The organism is Cupriavidus sp. 05N38, from assembly GCF_056397345.1.
The window spans coordinates 1-18,728 of sequence record NZ_JBFTNF010000116.1; the positions used below are offsets into that span (position 1 = coordinate 1).

An 18,728-nucleotide genomic window follows, 5' to 3' on the forward strand; every position below is an offset into this window, starting at 1 on the left:
CGCTGGGCGTGCTGCGCGGCGGCGCGCGCCGCCGCTTCGAGCAGCTGGCGCGGCAGGAACCCGCCATCCGCGCCGCCATCGGCCAGTGGCAGGCGCGCCTGGCGGGCATCGCCGAGGTGCAGGCAGGCTCCGAGCCGGTGGACAAGCTCTGGTGCGGCATCGAGCAGCGCCTGGGCTGGCAGCCGGCTCCCGCAGCCGCGGCAGCGCCGGGCCAGGCCGCCGCCGGCTGGTGGCAACGCCTGTGGGGCGCGGCCGGCTTCTGGCGCGGCGCCACGCTGGCCGCGGGGGCGCTGGCCGTGGCCGCCATCGCCCTCAATGTGCGGATGGCCCGCGAGCTGGATACCGCGCCGCTGGTCAACGCCGTGGCGGTGCTCAACGACGACCGCGCCGAGGCGGCTGTGTTGGTGACGTGGGACGCACGTTCGCAGGCGCTGACATTGCGTCGCCTGGATCACCTGGCACTGACCGATGCGCAGGCGCTCCAGCTGTGGGCGCTGCCGGCGGGCGGCAAGCCGCAATCGCTGGGCGTGCTCGGCCACCAGCGACAGCTGCGCCTGACGGTCGCCCAGCAGCTCGGCAAGGTGCCGGCGCTGGCCATCAGCGTGGAGCCGCGCGGCGGCTCGCCGGACCCCAACGGGCCGACCGGGCCCGTGGTGTTCAAGGGCCGGGTCATCGACAACACCCTGTAGACCCGGCTGGGAAGGCGGCGGCAGCGATATAATCGTTGTTTCCCCGATTTTTCCGCTCGCGCCGCGGTGCTGCCGCCGGCCTGCGAGCCAACCCAGCCTTACCGCCCATGACCTCCCAACTTGCCAAGAAAGGCGAAGCCTGGTCCGCCCGCTTCTCCGAACCGATGTCCGACCTGGTGAAGCGCTACACCGCTTCGGTGTTCTTCGACAAGCGCCTGGCGCTGTTCGACATCCAGGGTTCGCTCGCGCACGCCGCCATGCTGGCCAAGCAGGGAATCATCGCCGAGGCCGACCGCGCCGAGATCGAACGCGGCATGACGCAGATCCGCGGCGAGATCGAAGCGGGCAGCTTCGAGTGGAAGCTCGACCTGGAAGACGTCCACCTGAACATCGAGGCGCGCCTGACCGCGCTGGTGGGCGACGCCGGCAAGCGCCTGCACACCGGCCGCTCGCGCAACGACCAGGTGGCCACCGACATCCGCCTGTGGCTGCGCAGCGAGATCGACACCATCATCGGCCTGCTGGGCGCGCTGCGCGGCGCGCTGCTGGACCTGGCCGAGAAGAACGCCGACACCATCCTGCCGGGCTTCACCCACTTGCAGGTGGCCCAGCCGGTCACCTTCGGCCATCACCTGCTGGCTTACGTGGAAATGTTCACGCGCGACGCCGAGCGCATGGCTGACTGCCGCCGCCGCGTCAACCGCCTGCCGCTGGGCGCGGCCGCGCTGGCCGGCACCAGCTACCCGATCGACCGCGAGTTCGTGGCGCAGCAGCTCGGCTTCGACGGCGTGTGCCGCAACTCGCTCGACGCCGTCTCCGACCGTGACTTCGCCATCGAGTTCTGCGCCGCCTCGGCGCTGGTGATGACCCATGTCTCGCGCTTCTCGGAAGAACTGGTGATCTGGATGAGCCCGCGCGTGGGCTTCATCGACATCGCCGACCGCTTCTGCACCGGCAGCTCGATCATGCCGCAGAAGAAGAACCCGGACGTGCCCGAACTGGCGCGCGGCAAGACCGGCCGCGTCAACGGCCACCTGGTCGGCCTGCTGACCCTGATGAAGGGCCAGCCGCTGGCCTACAACAAGGACAACCAGGAAGACAAGGAGCCGCTGTTCGACACGGTGGATACCGTGGCCGACACGCTGCGCATCTTCGCGGACATGGTGCCGGGCATCTCCGTCAAGCCCGAAGCCATGCGCGCCGCCGCGCTGCAGGGCTACGCCACCGCGACCGACCTGGCCGACTACCTGGTCAAGCGCGGCCTGCCCTTCCGCGACGCCCACGAAGCCGTGGCCCACGCCGTGCGCGCCTGCGACGACCGCCGCTGCGACCTGGCCGACCTCACCGTGGCCGAGCTGCGCGACGCCACCGGCCTCGGCGACAAGGCCGCGCTGATCGGCGACGACGTGCATGCAGTGCTGACGCTGGAAGGCTCGGTCGCGGCGCGCAACCATATCGGCGGCACCGCGCCGGCGCAGGTGCGCGCGGCGATCGCCGCCGCGCGCGCGGCCCTTTGAGCAAGCGCCGCACGCAGCCGTAAGTTTCACGTAAGTTCCGCAGTAGAGAAAAGCCGCCAGGGCATGCGTCCTGGCGGCTTTTTTTCTTTATCCGCGATTTTTGCGCAATGCGGTAGGTATTAGCCCCAAGCGCCGATGCATTTTGTTACAGATAAACTAATCGCCGCAAAAACCGGGGAGACAACCCATGTATTACTTGCTTGGTCTGTCACGACAGATCGACAGGTTGAATCAGCATACGGGCAGGCTTGCAAACATCATGATCCTGCTTTCGTGTCTGATCAGCGCAGGCAACGCCCTGCTGCGTTACGGCTTCAACCTTAGCGATAACTGGCCGCTCGAATTGCAGTGGTATATGTTTGCCATTGCCGTGATGTTCGGCACGTCATACACCTTCCAGCGCAACGAGCACGTGCGCGTGGACCTGATCTACGGCAACGTATCGGAACGCGCGCAGCACTGGATCGACATCTTCGGCATCATTTTCTTCCTGCTGCCTTCGTGCGTGCTGTTCGCCTGGCTGTCGTGGGAATCCCTCTTCCTGCCCTCGTGGCGCATCCTCGAGCAATCGGGTAATTCCGGCGGCCTGCCGCGTTATCCGATCAAGCTGGTGGTGCCCCTCGGTTTCGCCCTGCTTGGCTTGCAGGGCGTGTCCGAGCTGATCAAGCGCATTGCCGCCCTCCAGGGCCTGGTGCGCATCGAATCGAAATACGAGAGGCCGGTGCAATGACGATTCCTTTGGAATTCATGCCGCCGCTCATGTTCGGCGGCCTGGTGGTATTCATGCTGATCGGCTTCCCGGTCGCATTTTCGCTGTCTGCCGTGGGCCTGGCCTTCGGCATCCTGTCCATCCAGTTCGGCTTTTTCCCGGTCAGCTTCCTGCAGGCGGTGCCCAGCCGCGTGTTCGGCAGCGTGCTGGCCAACGAGCTGTTGCTGGCGATCCCGTTCTTCACCTTCATGGGCGCGATCCTGGAGAAGTGCGGGCTGGCCGAGGACATGCTCGACTCCATGGGCCAGCTGTTCGGCCCGGTGCGCGGCGGCCTGGGCTATTCGGTGATCATCGTCGGCTTCATCCTCGGCGCCATCACGGGCACGGTGGCGGCCCAGGTGATCGCCATGGCGATGATCTCGCTGCCGGTGATGATGCGCTACCGCTACAACATGAAGTACGCCACCGGCGTGCTCGCGGCATCGGGCACCATCACGCAGCTGGTGCCGCCTTCGCTGGTGCTGGTGGTGCTGGCCGACCAGCTCAAGACGCCGATGGGCAGCGCCGACGTGGGCAGCATGTACCTGGGCGCCTGGGGCCCGTCGCTGGTCCAGATCGCGCTGTTCGCGCTCTACACCTTCGTGCTGGCGCGCATCAAGCCTGACTGGCTGCCGCCGGTGCCGCCGGAAGAACGCACGCTGCGCGGCTGGCCGCTGTGGCGCAAATGCCTGCGCGGCATCATCCCCTGCGCGGTGCTGATCTTCCTGGTGCTGGGCACCATCATGCTGGGCATTGCCACCCCCACCGAGTCCGGCGCCATGGGCGCGGTCGGCGCGCTGGTGCTGGCGGTGCTGCGCGACCCCGGCTTCGGCAAGCTGGACCGCACGCTCTATCGCACCGGCATCGTCGCTACCGGCGTCGCCATCGTCGCCGGCTTCTTCGCCTTCGGCTCGCACGCCTTCCGCATCCCGCTGGCGGTGGTCTACCTGGTGATCGCCTGGCTGATCCTGCGCGCCGGGCAACTGACCGACCTGCGCGGGCTGATCGTCGAGGCCTACCAGTCCACGGCCCGCATCACCGCCATGGTGGTGTTCATCCTGATCGGCTCCACCTGCTTCTCGGTGGTGTTCCAGGGCGTGGACGGCGGCGCGTGGGTTGAGCATATGTTCACCTCGCTGCCGGGCGGCTGGATCGGCTTCCTGCTGGTGGTGAACCTGTTCATCTTCTTCCTGGCGTTCTTCCTCGACTTCTTCGAGATCGCCTTCATCGTGGTGCCGATGCTGGCGCCGGTTGCGGTCAAGGTGCTGACGCCGGTGGTGGCGGCCTCGATGGGCGGCAACCCGGAAGCGGCGGCCACGGCGGCGCTGGTGTGGTTCGGCGTGATGCTGTGCGTGAACATGCAGACCTCGTTCATGCACCCGCCGTTCGGTTTCGCGCTGTTCTACCTGCGCGGGATCGCCCCCAAGGAAGTGAAGAGCTCGGACATCTACTGGGGCGCCCTTCCCTGGGTGGGCCTGCAGATGATCATGGTGGTGATGGTGATGTTCTGGCCGGGCATGGTCACCATGTTCCTCGACAAGGGCTCGCTGCACCATAGCAACTCGGCGGAGGTCACGATCCCGCTCGGCGACAGCGGGGGGGCCTCGGCGCCGCCAGCGGGCGGTGCGGGCGGGGCCAGCAGCCCGGGCACGCTCGAACTGCCCTCGGCACCGCAGAGCGAACCGGCCGCGCCGCAGTTCGAGTTCGACAAGAAGAACTGAACCGGCTGGCAGCCGCCATGAAAAAAGGTCCCGCATGCGGGACCTTTTTCTTTTGCGGCGCGAGCCGCGCGCCTACGGCAACAGCACGATGGCGCCGGTCGTGGCGCGCGCCTCGGCGGCGCGGTGCGCTTCGGCGACCTGCTCCAGCGCATAGCGCGCGCCGATGGCGGCGCGGATCGCACCCTGCCCGAGCGCCTGGAACACATCGGCCGCGTTGGCGCGGAAAGTCTGCGCATCGGCGTTGTGCGGAAACACCGAGGGCCGCGTCAGGAACAGGCAGCCCTTCTTGTTGAGCAGTTCCGGCTCGATGGCCGCCACGGGACCGGACGCCGCGCCATATAGCGCCACCAGCCCGAACGGCGCCGTGCAGTCCAGCGAACCGAGGAAAGTGTGCTTGCCCACCGAGTCGTAGACCACGCGCGCCTTGCGCCCGCCGGTGGCGTCGATCACCTGCCGCACCCAGTCCGCCTGCGAGTAGTCGACGGCGATATCGCAGCCGGCCGCCAGCGCGATCTCGCACTTGGCCGCCGAGCCCGCCGTGCCGACCACGGTGGCGCCGAGGGCCTTGGCCCAGCTGCTGAGGATCTGGCCCACGCCACCGGCGGCGGCATGCACGAGCACGATGTCGCCAGGCTCCACGCGGTGGGTTTTCCTGACCAGGTACTGCGCGGTCATGGCCTTGAAGAAGACCGCGGCGGCGGCCACGTCGTCGATGCCGTCGGGCAGCTTGACGAGCTTGTCGGCGGGTACGTTGCGGCGGTCGGCGTAGGCGCCGATGCCGGCATGCATGTAGACCACGCGGTCGCCCGCGCGCAGGCTGGTCACCCCCTCGCCCACCGCCTCGACCACGCCGGCCGCTTCATGGCCGAGCCCGGTCGGGCTGGGCAAGGGATACTTGCCCGAGCGCTGGTACACGTCGAGGTAGTTGAAGCCGATGGCGGTCTGGCGCAGTTGCACCTGGCCGGCCGCCGGCGCCGGCAAATCGGTCGTGACCAGCCGCATCACCTCCGGGCCGCCGAATTCGGTGAGTTCCACCGCACGCGCTGAAGTCATGTTCTCTCCGTCAAGGTTGCATGGATCGCTACGAAGGCAACTCTAACGGATTCCCGGAAACGGCGTCGTGTGCCGCTGCGGCGGCTTCAGCCCCTCGCCTGGCTTCGCTGCGGCCCGCTTCAGCCCGCTTCAGCCCGCTTTACTTCACGCAATCGACGAAATACGCCCTGCCGCCGCCCTCGACCTCTTCCTCCACCAGCCCGTGGATGTCCGTCTCGAAGCCGGGGAACAGCTTGTTGAAATCGCGCGCGAACTTCAGGTACTGCACGATGATCCGATTGAAACGCTCGCCCGGGATCAGCAGCGGAATGCCCGGCGGATACGGCGTGAGCAGGATGGCGGTGACGCGGCCTTCCAGCTCGTCCACCGCGACGCGCTCGATCTCCCGGTGCGCCATCATGGCCCACGCGTCCGACGGCTTCATCGCCGGTTCCATGTCCGACAGGTACATCTCGGTGGTCACGCGGGCCACGTCGTTGGCCTTGTAGACGCTGTGGATGGCATCGCACAAGTCGCGCAGGCCCATGCGCTCGTATTGCGGGTGCTTGGCCACGAACTCGGGCAGCACGCGCCACAGCGGCTGGTTCTGGTCGTAGTCGTCCTTGAACTGCTGCAGCTCGGTCACCAGCGAGTTCCAGCGGCCCTTGGTACGATGGCGGCCGGGATGCCGCGCTCGCTGAACTCGCCGTCCACGTCGAGGCCCGGGGTGATGATGGTGGCCTTGATCGGGTCGAGCAGGTTGAAGCCGTCGGCCAGGTCGCCGAAGCCGTGCCAGCGCTCGTTGGCCTTGAGCATCCATTCCTCGCGGTCGCCGATGCCGTCCTCGACCAGCGCGTCGGGGCCCCATACCTTGAACCACCAGTCGCCGTTATTGCCGGCATCGTAGTCGCCTTCCACCTTGCGCATGGCGCGGCGGAAATCGATGGCTTCCTGGATGCTTTCTTCCACCAGCGCGGTGCCGCCGGGGGCTTCCATCATCGCCGCCGCCACGTCGCAGGAGGCAATGATCGAGTATTGCGGGCTGGTCGAGGTGTGCATCAGGTACGCCTCGTTGAAGCGGTAGCGGTCCAGCTTGCGCGTGTCCGAATCCTGCACAAGGATCTGCGAGGCCTGCGACAGGCCGGCCAGCAGCTTGTGCGTGGATTGCGTGGCGAACACCAGCGCGTCCTTGCTGCGCGGGCGGCCTTTGCCGATCGCGTGCATGTTGTGATAGAACTCGTGGAATGCCGCGTGCGGCAGCCAGGCTTCATCGAAATGCAGCGTGTCGATCTCGCTCGCCAGCATTTCCTTGATCTGTTCGGCGTTGTACAGCACGCCGTCGTAAGTGCCCTGGGTGATGGTCAGGATGCGCGGCTTCTGGTTCTTGGCCTGGCTGGCGAACGGGTGCGCGGCGATCTTGCGGCGGATGGTCTCCGGATCGAACTCGCTCTTGGGGATCGGGCCGATGATGCCGTAGTGATTGCGCGTGGGCATCAGGAAGACGGGGATCGCCCCGGTCATCATGATCGCGTGCAGGATCGACTTGTGGCAGTTGCGGTCCACCACCACGATGTCGCCCGGCGCCACGTTGGCATGCCACACCATCTTGTTCGAGGTGGAGGTGCCGTTGGTGACGAAGTACATGTGGTCGGAGTTGAAGATGCGCGCGGCATTGCGCTCCGAGGCCGCCACCGGGCCGGTGTGGTCGAGCAGCTGGCCGAGTTCGTCCACGGCGTTGCAGACGTCGGCGCGCAGCATGTTCTCGCCGAAGAACTGGTGGAACACCTGGCCGACCGGGCTCTTCAGGAAGGCCACGCCGCCGGAGTGGCCGGGGCAGTGCCACGAGTAGGAGCTGTCCTGCGCGTAGGCGATCAGCGCCTTGAAGAACGGCGGCGCCAGCGAGTCGAGATAGACCTTCGCTTCGCGGATGATGTGGCGCGCCACGAACTCCGGCGTGTCCTCGAACATGTGGATGAAGCCGTGCAGCTCGCGCAGGATATCGTTGGGGATATGGCGCGAGGTACGGGTCTCCCCATACAGGAAGATCGGCAGGTCGGTATTGCGGCGGCGCACTTCATTGACGAAGGCGCGCAGCTTCTCGATGGCCGCCGCTTCGGGGCGGTCGTCCTCGCTGACGAACTCGTCGTCGTCGATCGACACGATGAACGAGGACGCCCGGCTGGACTGCTGCGCGAACGAAGTCAGGTCGCCGTAGCTGGTGAGGCCCATGACCTCCATGCCTTCCTGCTCGATGGCCTGCGCTAGCGCACGGATGCCCGAGCCGGAAATGTTCTCGGAGCGGAAGTCTTCATCGATGATGATGACGGGAAAGCGGAATTTCATAGGGCATCCTTGGGCGGCAAGAAGGACTTGAGCCACATGGCCCGGGGACGCACTCCCCTGGGCTGCATGTGGCTCGGCGTTCAGGCTTGGCGTGCGGCTGGTCGATGCTCCCCGTGGAGCCGGCCGCGCCGCGACGCGCGCATTGTAAAGGGATCAGGTCTTCGGCAGTGTGACACCGTGCTGGCCCTGGTACTTCCCGCCGCGGTCGCGGTAGGAAGTCTCGCAGATCTCGTCGCTCTCGAAGAACAGCACCTGGGCGCAGCCTTCGCCGGCGTAGATCTTGGCGGGCAGCGGCGTGGTGTTGGAAAACTCCAGGGTCACGTAGCCTTCCCATTCCGGTTCGAACGGCGTCACGTTGACGATGATGCCGCAGCGCGCGTAGGTGCTCTTGCCCAGGCAGATGGTCAGCACGCTGCGCGGGATGCGGAAATACTCCATCGTACGGGCCAGCGCGAAGGAATTGGGCGGGATGATGCAGACATCGCCCCTGAAGTCGACGAAGGACTTCTCGTCGAAGTTCTTGGGATCGACGATGGTGCTGTTGATATTGGTGAAGATCTTGAATTCGTCGGCGCAGCGGATGTCGTAGCCGTAGCTCGAGGTGCCGTACGAAACGATCTTGCGGCCGTCGGACTCCCGCACCTGACCGGGCTCGAACGGCTCGATCATGGCGTGTTGTTCCGCCATGCGGCGGATCCACTTATCGGATTTGATGCTCATAAGGGTACCGGGATGAACAAATGAGGGCAGGCTCGGGGGCGCGGCCGGGCGGCGGCCTTGCCGCGCCGGGCAGCCGGGGAACGCTGCTCGCATTTGCTCACGGCACGCCGGACCTGCCGGGGCCTCGCGATGGGCCGCATTGTACAACCAATTGCCGGTGCTCCCGGCTTCAGGCGGGACAGCCCGCCGCAGCGGGGAATCCGGGCGGCCGGGGCCGGTGCAGCGCGGGAAACGCGGTGCGCAAGGGAGGATCGGGAATGCGGCGCCGATGTCGCGCGTGCCCGTTGCGCCCGTTGTGCCCGTTGCGCGCGGGACGCGGCGCCCGTCGGCCGCAGCGACCGCGCGGGCAAGCAAGGGCGGCGGCCCGCCCCGCGCCCGCTCGTCAGGACTTGGCGACGACGCCGCAGGCGATGCGGCCGCCGGAATTGCCGGTCGGCTGCGTACGGTAGTCGTCCGGGTCCTTGTGCACGACCACGGCATGGCCCACCACGCTGGTGGGGCCGGGGCTGACGGTCACGCCGCTCAGCTCGAAGCTGGCCTGGGCACGGCCGCTGGCATCGGCTCGGAGGTTGTTGATGTCGCCTGCATGGTGGTCGGGCATCGACATCGAGCCGTGCGGCTTGCCGGTCGGGTTGAAATGGCCGCCTGCGCTCATGGCGTCGGGGCTCGAGCAGTCGCCCTTCTCGTGTACGTGGAAGCCGTGCTCGGTGTTGGGCGGGAGGCCGGTCACGTCGGCCTTGACCAGCACGCGGTCACCGCGCTGGGTGAAGGTCACGGTGCCCTGCGTGGCGGTGCCGCTCTTGGCGTCCAGGCTGGCGACGGCGCTGTCCCCGCCGTTTGTCCCCATGCCGCCGCAGCCCGCCAGGGTGCCCACCAGGGTGCCCACTAGCGCCAGACCGAAAAGTACGCGTACATGCTTCATGCCGAACCTCCTCTCACGGTGTTGTGCGGCTGATTGTACCGCTCCAATGTGACGCGCTGTGGTGAGTTTGCTGCCAGTTGGCGCGCCGTGACCGACATCGGGCGGCAAGCCGCCGGGCGGCCGCGCCGGCGTCAGGCGGGTTCGAGCGCGATGGACTCGACCGCCATGAATGCCGAAAGCAGCCGCACCACGCGCGCGTAGAAACGCGCTTGAGGGTGCGCCGCCACGGCATCGGCGAAGTCGCCCACCCATGGCCGCAGGTAGCTCGCGAAAAAATGCTGCTGGGCCGCAAGGCCGCCGGCGCCGGCCTGCCCGCCCGCCACCAGCACACGCATCACCTCGCACAGCGTGCCGATATGATCCTCGCTCTCGCCGACCCCTTCGCGCCGGACGAGGCCATGGCGCGCCAGCTCGTCGCGCAGCGCCGGCAGCGGGCAGGCCCGCGCATAGCGGGCGCCCTGCGGCGAGACGGCGGGAGTGGGAGCGCCACCGAACATGGCCTGGTACTCGCCCGCGGCCTCGGCGACGGTGGTGGCGGACGCCGCATCGCACAAACGGTTCCACGCTTCACCCAGCGCCGTCGCGGCATCGTCGCCATGGGCACGGTTCGCGGCGATATGGTGGAGCAGCACGGCATCGGGCGCACGGTACAACAGCGTGGCCAGCAGGCCGTACAAGTCGGCGCGTGCCGCTTGCTCGGCATCGGCGGCGAAATCAGCGGTGAAATCGGCGGCAGCGTCTGCCGCCGGCGGGATCAACTGGATCGGCTGGAAATCCGTCATATGGGGTGTTGGCTGGCGCGGGCGGCCGCAGCCGCCCGGCCCAATGGTGCTCAGGTGTTCTGCACCACGATGCTGGGGAACTTGCTGGTCATGTCGCGCGCGCGGTCCGCCACCTTCACCGCCACCTTGCGCGCCATGGCGCGGTACAGCTCGGCGACGGGGCTGTCGGGATCGGCCACGACCGTGGGGCGCCCGGTGTCGGCCTGCTCGCGGATCGAGCGGTTCAGCGGCAGGCTGCCCAGCAGTTCCACGCCGTAGTCCGCGCACATCTTCTCGCCGCCGCCTTCACCGAAGATATGCTCTACGTGCCCGCAGTTCGGGCAGCAGTAGACCGCCATGTTCTCGACGATGCCAAGGATGGGGATGCCGACCTTCTCGAACATCTTCAGGCCCTTCTTGGCATCGAGCAGCGCGATGTCCTGCGGCGTGGTGACGATCACGGCACCTGTCACCGGCACCTTCTGCGACAGCGTCAGCTGGATGTCGCCGGTGCCCGGCGGCATATCGACGATCAGGTAGTCGAGGTCATGCCAGTTGGTCTGGCGCAGCAACTGCTCCAGCGCCGAGGTCACCATCGGGCCGCGCCACACCATCGGGTTGTCCTGTTCGATCAGAAAGCCGATCGAGTTGGCCTGCAGGCCGTGGCCTTCGAGCGGCTCCATGGTCTGGCCGTCCGATGACTCGGGGCGGCCGGCGATGCCGAGCATCATCGGCAGGCTGGGCCCGTAGATGTCGGCATCCAGCATGCCGACACGTGCACCTTCGGCGGACAAGGCCAGCGCCAGGTTGACGGCGGTGGTGGACTTGCCCACGCCGCCCTTGCCGGAGGCCACCGCGATCACGTTCTTGACGCCCGGCAGCAGCTTGACGCCCCGCTGCACCGCATGCGAAACGATCTTGGTGGTGACGGCCACGCTGGCATTGGTCAGGCCGGGCAGCTGCTGCAACGCGGCAACGACCGCCTTGCGCATCGGCTCCAGCTGGCTCTTGCCGGGATAGCCCAGCTCGACCTCCAGCGACACATCGCCGCCATCGACCCGCACGTTGCGGGCGGAACGGGTGGACACCAGATCCCGGCCCGTGTTCGGGTCGATCACGGTGCGCAGGACTTCGGTAACCTGGTCGATGGTGAGGCTCAAGACAATCTCCGCTACTGAATATGGGGAAGCCGCGTACTGTATCAAAGTATGGACCACGCGCTGGTCGAGGGTGGTGCGGGGGCGACAAGTCCCTGCATCGCACATGGATTTACACGCACTTACAACTGTCACAGGCGCATGCTTGTGCAGCCGGCACCATGTCTTTATTGTAGTGCGCCAGAAACGCCTGCCCCGGCGTAATGCCGCCGGGCACTTGTATTCACGTGCCGTCCGCGTTATTTCTAGCGGTGTTGTACGCACCCCGTCAAATCAAATCCAGCCAGAAAGATTCGTCCTGAAGGAGAAAGCATGAAACTCAAGTTCGTCAGCCTTGCCATCGTCGCCGCGCTCGCCGCCGGTTGCGCCACCGAACAGGGCACCCAGACTGCGGTCGGCACCGGCGTGGGCGCTGCGGTCGGCGCGGGCCTGGGCAACTTGATTGGCGGCAATACCACCGGCACGCTGGTGGGGGCGGCGGTGGGCGGTGCCCTGGGCGGGGCCACCGGCTACAACTGGAACACCATCCGCGGCAAGCTGAACAAGGACACAGCGGGCACGGGCACGCAGATCACCGAACAGCCGGACGGCTCGCTGAAGGTGAACATCCCCAGCCAGGTGACCTTCGATACGGACAGCTCCAGCATCAAGCCGTCGTTCCGCTCGGTGCTGGACCAGGTCGCGCAGACCCTTGGCCAGCACCAGGACGTAACGGCGACCGTGGTGGGGCATACGGACAGCACCGGCAACCCCAGCTACAACATGCAGTTGTCGCAGCGCCGCGCGCAGAGCGTGGCCGGCTACCTGGGTGACCGCGGCGTCTCGCGCAACCGCCTGGCAGCCGAAGGACGCGGGCAGACGCAGCCGGTGGCGGATAACGCCACCGAGGCGGGCCGCGCACAAAATCGCCGCGTCGAAATTTTTTTGAAACCAATTCAAGGATGATGGAGTCATAGAAACAGGTACCGCTTGTCACCGTTGCTGGCTCGCGATGGGTGACTGACCTCCCGGGCGGTACCTGATTTCTCCTCCTTTTCCGTTGTGGAAAGCTGCGCCGGCTCTGACCGGCGCTTTTTTTGTCCCGATGATTTCGAGTTATCCCTGGATCACACGAGAAGGCACCGAATTCCCGCCGGGCCTGTCCCGCCCGGCGGCGCGGGCCCCGTGCCCGCGCGCGCTGGCCACACCGCTTGTTAGAATAGCCGTCTTGCGGCGCGCGCCCTGACGCATGCTCCGGCGCCCGCCCGCCACTTTGTTTACCCCCTGACCGGCAATTCTTCCATGACCGCACGTCGCATCCTCGTCACTTCTGCCCTGCCATACGCCAACGGCCAGATCCATATCGGCCATCTGGTGGAGTACATCCAGACCGACATCTGGGTGCGCTTCCAGCGCATGATGGGCAACGAGGTCTACTACGTGGGCGCGGACGACACGCACGGCACGCCCGTGATGCTGCGCGCGGAGAAGGAAGGGATCACCCCCAAGCAACTGATCGACCGCGTGTGGACCGAGCACAAGCGCGATTTCGACAGCTTCCAGGTGTCGTTCGACAACTACTACAGCACCGATTCGGAAGAGAACAAGCAGCTCTCCGACAAGATCTACCTGTCGCTGAAGGCCGAAGACCTGATCGCCGAGCGCGACGTCGAGCAGTTCTACGACCCGGTCAAGAACATGTTCCTGCCGGACCGCTTCATCAAGGGCGAGTGCCCGAAGTGCGGCGCCAAGGACCAGTACGGCGACTCCTGCGAGGTGTGCGGCACCACCTACGTGCCCACCGACCTGAAGAACCCGTACTCGGTGGTCTCAGGCGCCACGCCCGTGCGCAAGTCGTCCGCGCATTACTTCTTCAAGCTGTCCGACCCGCGCTGCGAGAGCTTCCTGCGCGAGTGGGTGGCCGACCTGGCCCAGCCGGAAGCCGCCAACAAGATGCAGGAATGGCTGGGCGGCGAAGGCGAGGCCTCGACCCTGTCTGACTGGGACATCTCGCGCGACGCGCCCTACTTCGGCTTCGAGATCCCGGGCGCGCCCGGCAAGTATTTCTACGTGTGGCTGGACGCGCCGATCGGCTACTACGCCAGCTTCAAGAACCTGGCGGAAAAGAAGGGCATCGACTTCGATGCCTGGGTGGGCCCGCATTCGACCGCCGAGCAGTATCACTTCATCGGCAAGGACATCCTCTACTTCCACACGCTGTTCTGGCCGGCCATGCTGCGCTTCTCGGGCTACCGCACGCCGACCAACGTGTTCGCCCATGGCTTCCTGACCGTGGACGGCGCCAAGATGAGCAAGTCGCGCGGCACCTTCATCACCGCGCAGAGCTATATCGACACCGGCATGAACCCGGAATGGCTGCGCTACTACTTCGCCGCCAAGCTCAACGCCAGCATGGAAGACCTCGACCTCAACCTCGAGGACTTCATCGCGCGCGTGAACAGCGACCTGATCGGCAAGTATGTCAATATTGCCAGCCGCGCCGCCGGCTTCCTGGTCAAGCGCTTCGACGGCGTGGTGGACGAAGCCGCGCTCGCGCACCCGCTGCTCGAGCAGCTGCGCGAAGCCGCGCCGCAAGTCGCGCATCTCTACGAGAGCCGCGAATACAGCAAGGCGCTGCGCCTGGTGATGGAGCTGACCGACGCCGTCAACGCCTTCGTCGACACCGAGAAGCCCTGGGAGCTGGCGCGTGACGAGAGCAAGCGCGCGGCCCTGCACGCGGCCTGCTCGGTCTCGCTGGAAGCCTTCCGCCTGCTCACCGTCTACCTCAAGCCGGTAGTGCCGCTGATGGCCGCCGGCGTGGAGCGCTTCCTCAATATCGAGCCGCTGGACTGGCGTGCCATCGACCGGCAGCTCAGCGCGGCGCGCCCCGTGCAGCCGTACTCGCACCTGATGACGCGCGTGGACGCCAAGCAGGTCGACGCGCTGCTGGCCGCCAACCGCGATTCGCTGCAGGCCACCGCGCCAGCCGCCGAAGCGGGCACCGGCACCGCCACCATCGAGCCGATCGCCGAGACCATCACCATCGACGACTTCGCCAAGGTGGACCTGCGCGTGGCCAAGATCGTGGCCTGCCAGAAGGTGGAAGGTTCGAACAAGCTGCTGCAGCTCACGCTGGACCTGGGCGAAGGCAAGACCCGCAACGTCTTCTCCGGCATCCAGTCTGCCTACACGCCGGAGCAGCTGGTGGGCAAGCTCACGGTGATGGTGGCCAACCTGGCGCCGCGCAAGATGAAGTTCGGCCTGTCCGAAGGCATGGTGCTGGCCGCCTCCGCCGCTGACGAGAAGGCCACGCCGGGCCTGTGGATCCTGGAGCCGCACGAAGGCGCGGTCCCGGGCATGCGCATCCGCTAGGCGGATCGCCGGGGCGGCAGGACAGGATCAGCCGCCCTGCACCTTCGAAGGATCATCGCTGCGCGAGGTGTGCGTCACCTTGCCGGCGGCGTCGAAGTGCACATTGAAGAAGGCCTTGTCCTGCGAGGTCTCCCACCAGCGGTAGCCCCACACTTCTTCCTTCTTCAGCGCGAAGGCTTCCACCTTGGTGGGCTTGCCGAGCAGGCGGCGGATGTCGTCGCGGCTCATGCCGGCGCGCACGCGGGCGAAGTTCTCCGCGTTCAGCACCTGCTCGATGGCCCGGACCTTGCCGTCGGCGCCGATCGTCACCATCCACGTGGTGGCGCCTTCCGGGCCGCGCGGATATTCGAGCCGGCGCCCGCCCGCGTCTTCCTCCCACACGATCTCCGGGCGCCCGGCCTGGCGCCGCACGTCCTCCTCGCCCGACTCGCCGACCACGATGCCCTTGAACAGCTGGCTGTCGGGCTTGACCGAGTTCCAGGTCGCGCGCGCGGTATCGCCCGCCTTCTTCATGGCTTCGTCGACCTTCTGCTGGTCGCACCCGAGCAGGGCGAGCACGGAGGAAATCAGTCCCATGGCGGCAAGGCGCCGGTACGGCGCAATCGTGGATGGAAGGCGCCCATGGGCGTCAGGGCCGCGCGGGCGCCGCCGCATCCGAGGCGGGATTGCCCGGCGCCGGGCTTCTGTCACTGTCGGCCTGCTGGCTGGCATCGGTCTGGCTCCTTGCGCTCGAGGCACCGCTGAACAGGTTGCCCCAGTTGTTGAAGCGGCGGTTGAACAGCAGCGAAAGCCCGTTGATCGAACCACCCTTGGCAATCAGCGACCAGCGCCGCGAGAAGGCCCAGGTCAGCTTGACCACGTTGGAAGAGCTGGTCAGGCTCTGTTCGTAGCCTACCGAGATCTGCTCGGTCACCGCCTTGCCCACGCTCACCACCTGCTGTTCGTTCAGGCCCGCCGTGCTCGGCCCGATCGAGAACTCGTCGATACCCAGATGCTGCACGATGCCCTTGCCGGCGCGTCCGCCCAGCATGCCCAGCGCCGCGCCACCCAGGGCGCCCGCATTGAGCTGCTGCGACTGGCCGGTGGTATTGCTCTCCGCGCCGTAGCCGAACATCAGCCATGACAGCTTATCCTCATCCGGCACATTGGGTTCCGAGACCAGCCTGACGCGCGGCAGGCGCACCGTGCCGGTGACTTCCACGCCGGCCTCGACCTCCTGGTTGCGCCGCATGGCGCGGATGTTCAGGTTGGGATTGTCCACCGGGCCGTTGAAGTTGACGATGCCGCGCTCGATGTTTAGCTTGCGCCCGAACGCCTCGTAGGTGCCGTCGGTAACGCGGATGGTGCCGGTGGCGCGCACCGGCGTGAGCGGCGCGCTGCGCACGCCCAGCTGGCCCGCCAGCCTGAGGTCGGCGCCGGCCCCGCGGAAGCGGAAGTTATCGCCCAGATCCAGGGTCAGGTCGATCAGCGGGCTGAAGCGGCTGGCCGGCTTGGCTTCCGGCGCGGGCGTCGCGGCGGTCTTCACTTCGCGCTGGTCACGCCGTCGTACCACCACCACATCGTCGCCCAGCACCGGCGCGCCGGCCTTGGGCAGGTCGAACAGGCCGCGGTCCACGCGGAACTTGCCGCGGATCACGATCTGGCGGTTCTCGTTGAGGATATTGGCATCGCCCGAGATGATCAGGGTGCGTTCCGGGCTGGCGAAGATCTGCAGCTTGTCGGCGACGATCCTGCCGCTCAGGTTGGGATCGGTCTCGCCCAGCTTCACATTGCCGGTGGCGACGATCTTGCCGTCACCGCCGTGGAACTCGACCTGCTTGAGCTCGATGGTGTTCTGGTCCAGCGCCACGCGCACGATGCCGTCGGTCAGGCGGATGCCTTCGTCGTACATCGTGATGGCGATGCCGTCGCCGTCGATGGTGCCGGTCAGCAGCGGCTGGCCCACCGTGCCCGCCAGCTGCATGGTGGCCGCCAGCTTGCCGTCGAACGCATATTGCGGCCCGGTCAGCGCCTCCAGCGTCTTGAGCCGCGGGACGTCCATCGACACCTTGCCCGCCAGCGGCGAGGCCGGCGTCACCGTCATCAGGCCCTGCTCCAGCACCAGGCCGGCCGAGGCGTCCACCACCAGCTTGCCCAGCCGCGAGGCAGTGACGCCGCCGCGCACGCTGATGTGGTTGCCGGACAAGTCGGCACGCAGCGCGCTCTCGCCAAGCCCCAGCGTCGTGATGCCGCGGCCCGCGCTCACCGAGACGTCGCCGCTGCGCCGGCGCAGTTCGGCAAAGCCGGCCACGGTCTCCGCCAGCGTGATGTTCCAGCTGCCGTCGAGCACCAGGTCCGAGCGCACCGGCGGCGCCTCGCCGGTGAGGGCTTCGGCCAGGCGCAGCAGGTTGGCCACCTGAAGCCCGTCGAGCTTGCCCTGGGTGCGGATGCGCCCGTGGTCGAACTCGAAGCTGTCCACGTTCACGCGCGCCTGCTCGAACTGCAAGCCGGCCGCGCCCAGCTTGACGCGCTGGTCCGCCACCTGCAGCTGCGTGGGCGCCACCAGCCGGACGTTGACGGTGCCGCGCTCGTCCAGCGTGCGGATCGTGCCGCTCCAGCCCTGCTGGCCCTGCCAGGCGCCCTGGCCGGCCAGGGTCAGCTGCAGCGGCCGGTCGTGCATCGCGCCGGCCGCCTTCAGGTCGAAGGTGTGGCTGGCCTGCGTGCCGCTGAGCGTGGCGTCCAGCGTGCGCAGCGAGGCGGCCGGCCCGCGGTAGTCACGCACATTGAGCTGCAGCGCCAGCGTGCCGTTCAGGCCGCCGCGCAACTCCGCGGTGCCGCTGGCGCTGGCCACATGGTGCGGGCCCACCACCAGCGACTGGGCGTTGTAGCTGCCCACCACCTCGGGCCTGGCCAGCGTGCCGGTGATGTCGGCGTCGAGCTTGAGCACGCCGGCCACGCCGAACTTGAGCCGGTCGAGCTGGGGCGCATCCACATGCAGCCTGAGGCGGTCGCCACGCGCGCCGAAGCTGCCGCTGAGCTGCGCCTGGTTGCCGGCCATGTCGAGCGTGGCCTGGCTCGGCAGCAGGCGTTCGCCGGCCAGCCGCAGCTTGCCCTCGCCGCGCATCGGCAGGCCGGCATAGACACTGTCGCGCACCGCGAATTCGATCGATATGCGCCGCTCGGGCGCGAGCGTACCGCTGGTGGTGAAATCGGCATTGATGCTCCCGGGCGCCACTTCGGCCAGCCGCGCAGGGTCGAAATTGGCGAGCTTGCCCTTGAAGCTGAACGGCTGGCCGTCCTTGAGCGAGAGCTTGCCTTCGGCATTGAGCGAGCCGGTGCCGATGCCCGCGCGCAGCGCGGTCAGCGTCACCGCATCCGCATCCAGGTGCGCATCGGCGAACAGCTTGAGCCCGCCGCCGGACAGGTCCACCGCCACGCTCTGCCGGCCCGGCTCGAGCCGCAGGATCACGGGCCCCGACAGCCGCACGCGGTGCAGGCTGCCGTGCAAGGCCTTCGGGTCCAGGTCGCGCACATCCAGGTCGAAGCCGCCGCGGCCGTCGCGCAGCGCGCCGCTGCCGCGGATCTCGCCGCGGCCCGGCAGCGCCACGCGCAGGTCGCGCACGATCTGCGCGGCCTCGCTGACCTCCACGCGCGCCTGCACCGACTCCACCGGCAGGCGCTGCGCGTCGATCGGCCCGGCCTCGTGGTTGACCACGCGTACCTCGCCGGCCACGCGCAGTGGCGCCCGGCCGGCCTGGCGCGCGGGCGCGCCCGGCGGCGCGGAGGCG

Annotated in this window: 13 protein-coding genes and 1 pseudogene; 6 read left to right on the plus strand and 8 right to left on the minus strand. The window is 67.5% G+C overall.

All coding sequences use genetic code 11. The features are described from left to right. Window positions 1–2 precede the first annotated feature (2 nt). The 4 genes from AC1DK4_RS39290 (at window position 3) to AC1DK4_RS39305 (ending at window position 4,675) form a co-directional block, all read left to right on the plus strand. On the plus strand, window positions 3–689 hold the full coding sequence (locus AC1DK4_RS39290; RefSeq protein ID WP_477132207.1) for an anti-sigma factor: 687 nt from the start codon (window positions 3–5) through the stop codon (window positions 687–689). A 107-nt stretch (window positions 690–796) separates the two neighbouring features. After that, window positions 797–2,206: an argininosuccinate lyase gene (gene argH / locus AC1DK4_RS39295; protein WP_441613304.1), complete on the plus strand. Its 1,410-nt coding sequence runs from the start codon at window positions 797–799 to the stop codon at window positions 2,204–2,206. A 187-nt stretch (window positions 2,207–2,393) separates the two neighbouring features. After that, window positions 2,394–2,936, plus strand: coding sequence for a TRAP transporter small permease subunit (locus AC1DK4_RS39300; protein ID WP_441613305.1), 543 nt, complete (start codon window positions 2,394–2,396; stop codon window positions 2,934–2,936). Then, window positions 2,933–4,675 (plus strand): TRAP transporter large permease, encoded by a 1,743-nt coding sequence (locus AC1DK4_RS39305; RefSeq protein WP_441613307.1) that lies wholly within the window; start codon window positions 2,933–2,935, stop codon window positions 4,673–4,675. Before AC1DK4_RS39300 ends, AC1DK4_RS39305 begins: the two co-directional genes overlap by 4 nt. Before the next feature lie 72 nt (window positions 4,676–4,747). On the opposite strand, the gene AC1DK4_RS39310 is transcribed toward AC1DK4_RS39305, so the two are convergent. The 6 genes and pseudogenes from AC1DK4_RS39310 to apbC all read right to left on the minus strand — a co-directional run bounded on the left by AC1DK4_RS39310 (window position 4,748) and on the right by apbC (window position 11,613). Continuing rightward, window positions 4,748–5,728 carry a quinone oxidoreductase family protein gene (locus AC1DK4_RS39310; protein ID WP_441613308.1) on the minus strand — a complete coding sequence of 327 codons (981 nt, stop codon included), beginning with the start codon at window positions 5,726–5,728 and terminating at the stop codon, window positions 4,748–4,750. 139 nt (window positions 5,729–5,867) lie between these two features. Continuing rightward, window positions 5,868–8,050 (minus strand): annotated as a pseudogene (locus AC1DK4_RS39315) (Orn/Lys/Arg family decarboxylase). 153 nt (window positions 8,051–8,203) lie between these two features. Beyond that, a complete protein-coding gene (dcd, locus tag AC1DK4_RS39320) occupies window positions 8,204–8,770 on the minus strand; it encodes a dCTP deaminase (protein WP_441613310.1) in 567 nt (188 codons plus the stop codon). A gap of 382 nt (window positions 8,771–9,152) precedes the next feature. Next, window positions 9,153–9,692, minus strand: a complete 540-nt coding sequence (locus tag AC1DK4_RS39325) for a superoxide dismutase family protein (protein WP_441613311.1) — start codon at window positions 9,690–9,692, stop codon at window positions 9,153–9,155. Between the two features lie 131 nt (window positions 9,693–9,823). After that, window positions 9,824–10,474 carry a TorD/DmsD family molecular chaperone gene (locus AC1DK4_RS39330; protein WP_441613312.1) on the minus strand — a complete coding sequence of 217 codons (651 nt, stop codon included), beginning with the start codon at window positions 10,472–10,474 and terminating at the stop codon, window positions 9,824–9,826. 50 nt (window positions 10,475–10,524) lie between these two features. Beyond that, complete coding sequence (apbC, locus tag AC1DK4_RS39335) at window positions 10,525–11,613, minus strand: iron-sulfur cluster carrier protein ApbC (protein ID WP_441613313.1); 1,089 nt, start codon at window positions 11,611–11,613, stop codon at window positions 10,525–10,527. 309 nt (window positions 11,614–11,922) lie between these two features. Here apbC and AC1DK4_RS39340 point away from each other — a divergent pair, with 309 nt between their 5' ends. Then, complete coding sequence (locus AC1DK4_RS39340; protein WP_441613314.1) at window positions 11,923–12,555, plus strand: YiaD family glycine zipper/OmpA-like lipoprotein; 633 nt, start codon at window positions 11,923–11,925, stop codon at window positions 12,553–12,555. Window positions 12,556–12,891: 336 nt separating this feature from the next. Further along, window positions 12,892–14,961 (plus strand): methionine--tRNA ligase, encoded by a 2,070-nt coding sequence (gene metG / locus AC1DK4_RS39345; protein ID WP_441613315.1) that lies wholly within the window; start codon window positions 12,892–12,894, stop codon window positions 14,959–14,961. A 27-nt stretch (window positions 14,962–14,988) separates the two neighbouring features. On the opposite strand, the gene bamE is transcribed toward metG, so the two are convergent. After that, on the minus strand, window positions 14,989–15,537 hold the full coding sequence (gene bamE, locus AC1DK4_RS39350) for an outer membrane protein assembly factor BamE domain-containing protein (protein ID WP_441613316.1): 549 nt from the start codon (window positions 15,535–15,537) through the stop codon (window positions 14,989–14,991). A 52-nt stretch (window positions 15,538–15,589) separates the two neighbouring features. Beyond that, window positions 15,590–18,728: translocation/assembly module TamB domain-containing protein (locus AC1DK4_RS39355; RefSeq protein WP_477132208.1), on the minus strand; the 3,139-nt coding region annotated here is incomplete at its 5' end.

Coding starts and splice junctions, on each gene's coding strand:
- AC1DK4_RS39330 (WP_441613312.1), bottom strand. CDS start 10,474: ATGACGGATTTCCAGCCGATCCAGTTGATCCCGCCGGCGGCAGACGCT.
- AC1DK4_RS39325 (WP_441613311.1), bottom strand. CDS start 9,692: ATGAAGCATGTACGCGTACTTTTCGGTCTGGCGCTAGTGGGCACCCTG.
- AC1DK4_RS39300 (WP_441613305.1), top strand. CDS start 2,394: ATGTATTACTTGCTTGGTCTGTCACGACAGATCGACAGGTTGAATCAG.
- bamE (WP_441613316.1), bottom strand. CDS start 15,537: ATGGGACTGATTTCCTCCGTGCTCGCCCTGCTCGGGTGCGACCAGCAG.
- metG (WP_441613315.1), top strand. CDS start 12,892: ATGACCGCACGTCGCATCCTCGTCACTTCTGCCCTGCCATACGCCAAC.
- AC1DK4_RS39340 (WP_441613314.1), top strand. CDS start 11,923: ATGAAACTCAAGTTCGTCAGCCTTGCCATCGTCGCCGCGCTCGCCGCC.
- AC1DK4_RS39310 (WP_441613308.1), bottom strand. CDS start 5,728: ATGACTTCAGCGCGTGCGGTGGAACTCACCGAATTCGGCGGCCCGGAG.
- argH (WP_441613304.1), top strand. CDS start 797: ATGACCTCCCAACTTGCCAAGAAAGGCGAAGCCTGGTCCGCCCGCTTC.
- dcd (WP_441613310.1), bottom strand. CDS start 8,770: ATGAGCATCAAATCCGATAAGTGGATCCGCCGCATGGCGGAACAACAC.
- AC1DK4_RS39305 (WP_441613307.1), top strand. CDS start 2,933: ATGACGATTCCTTTGGAATTCATGCCGCCGCTCATGTTCGGCGGCCTG.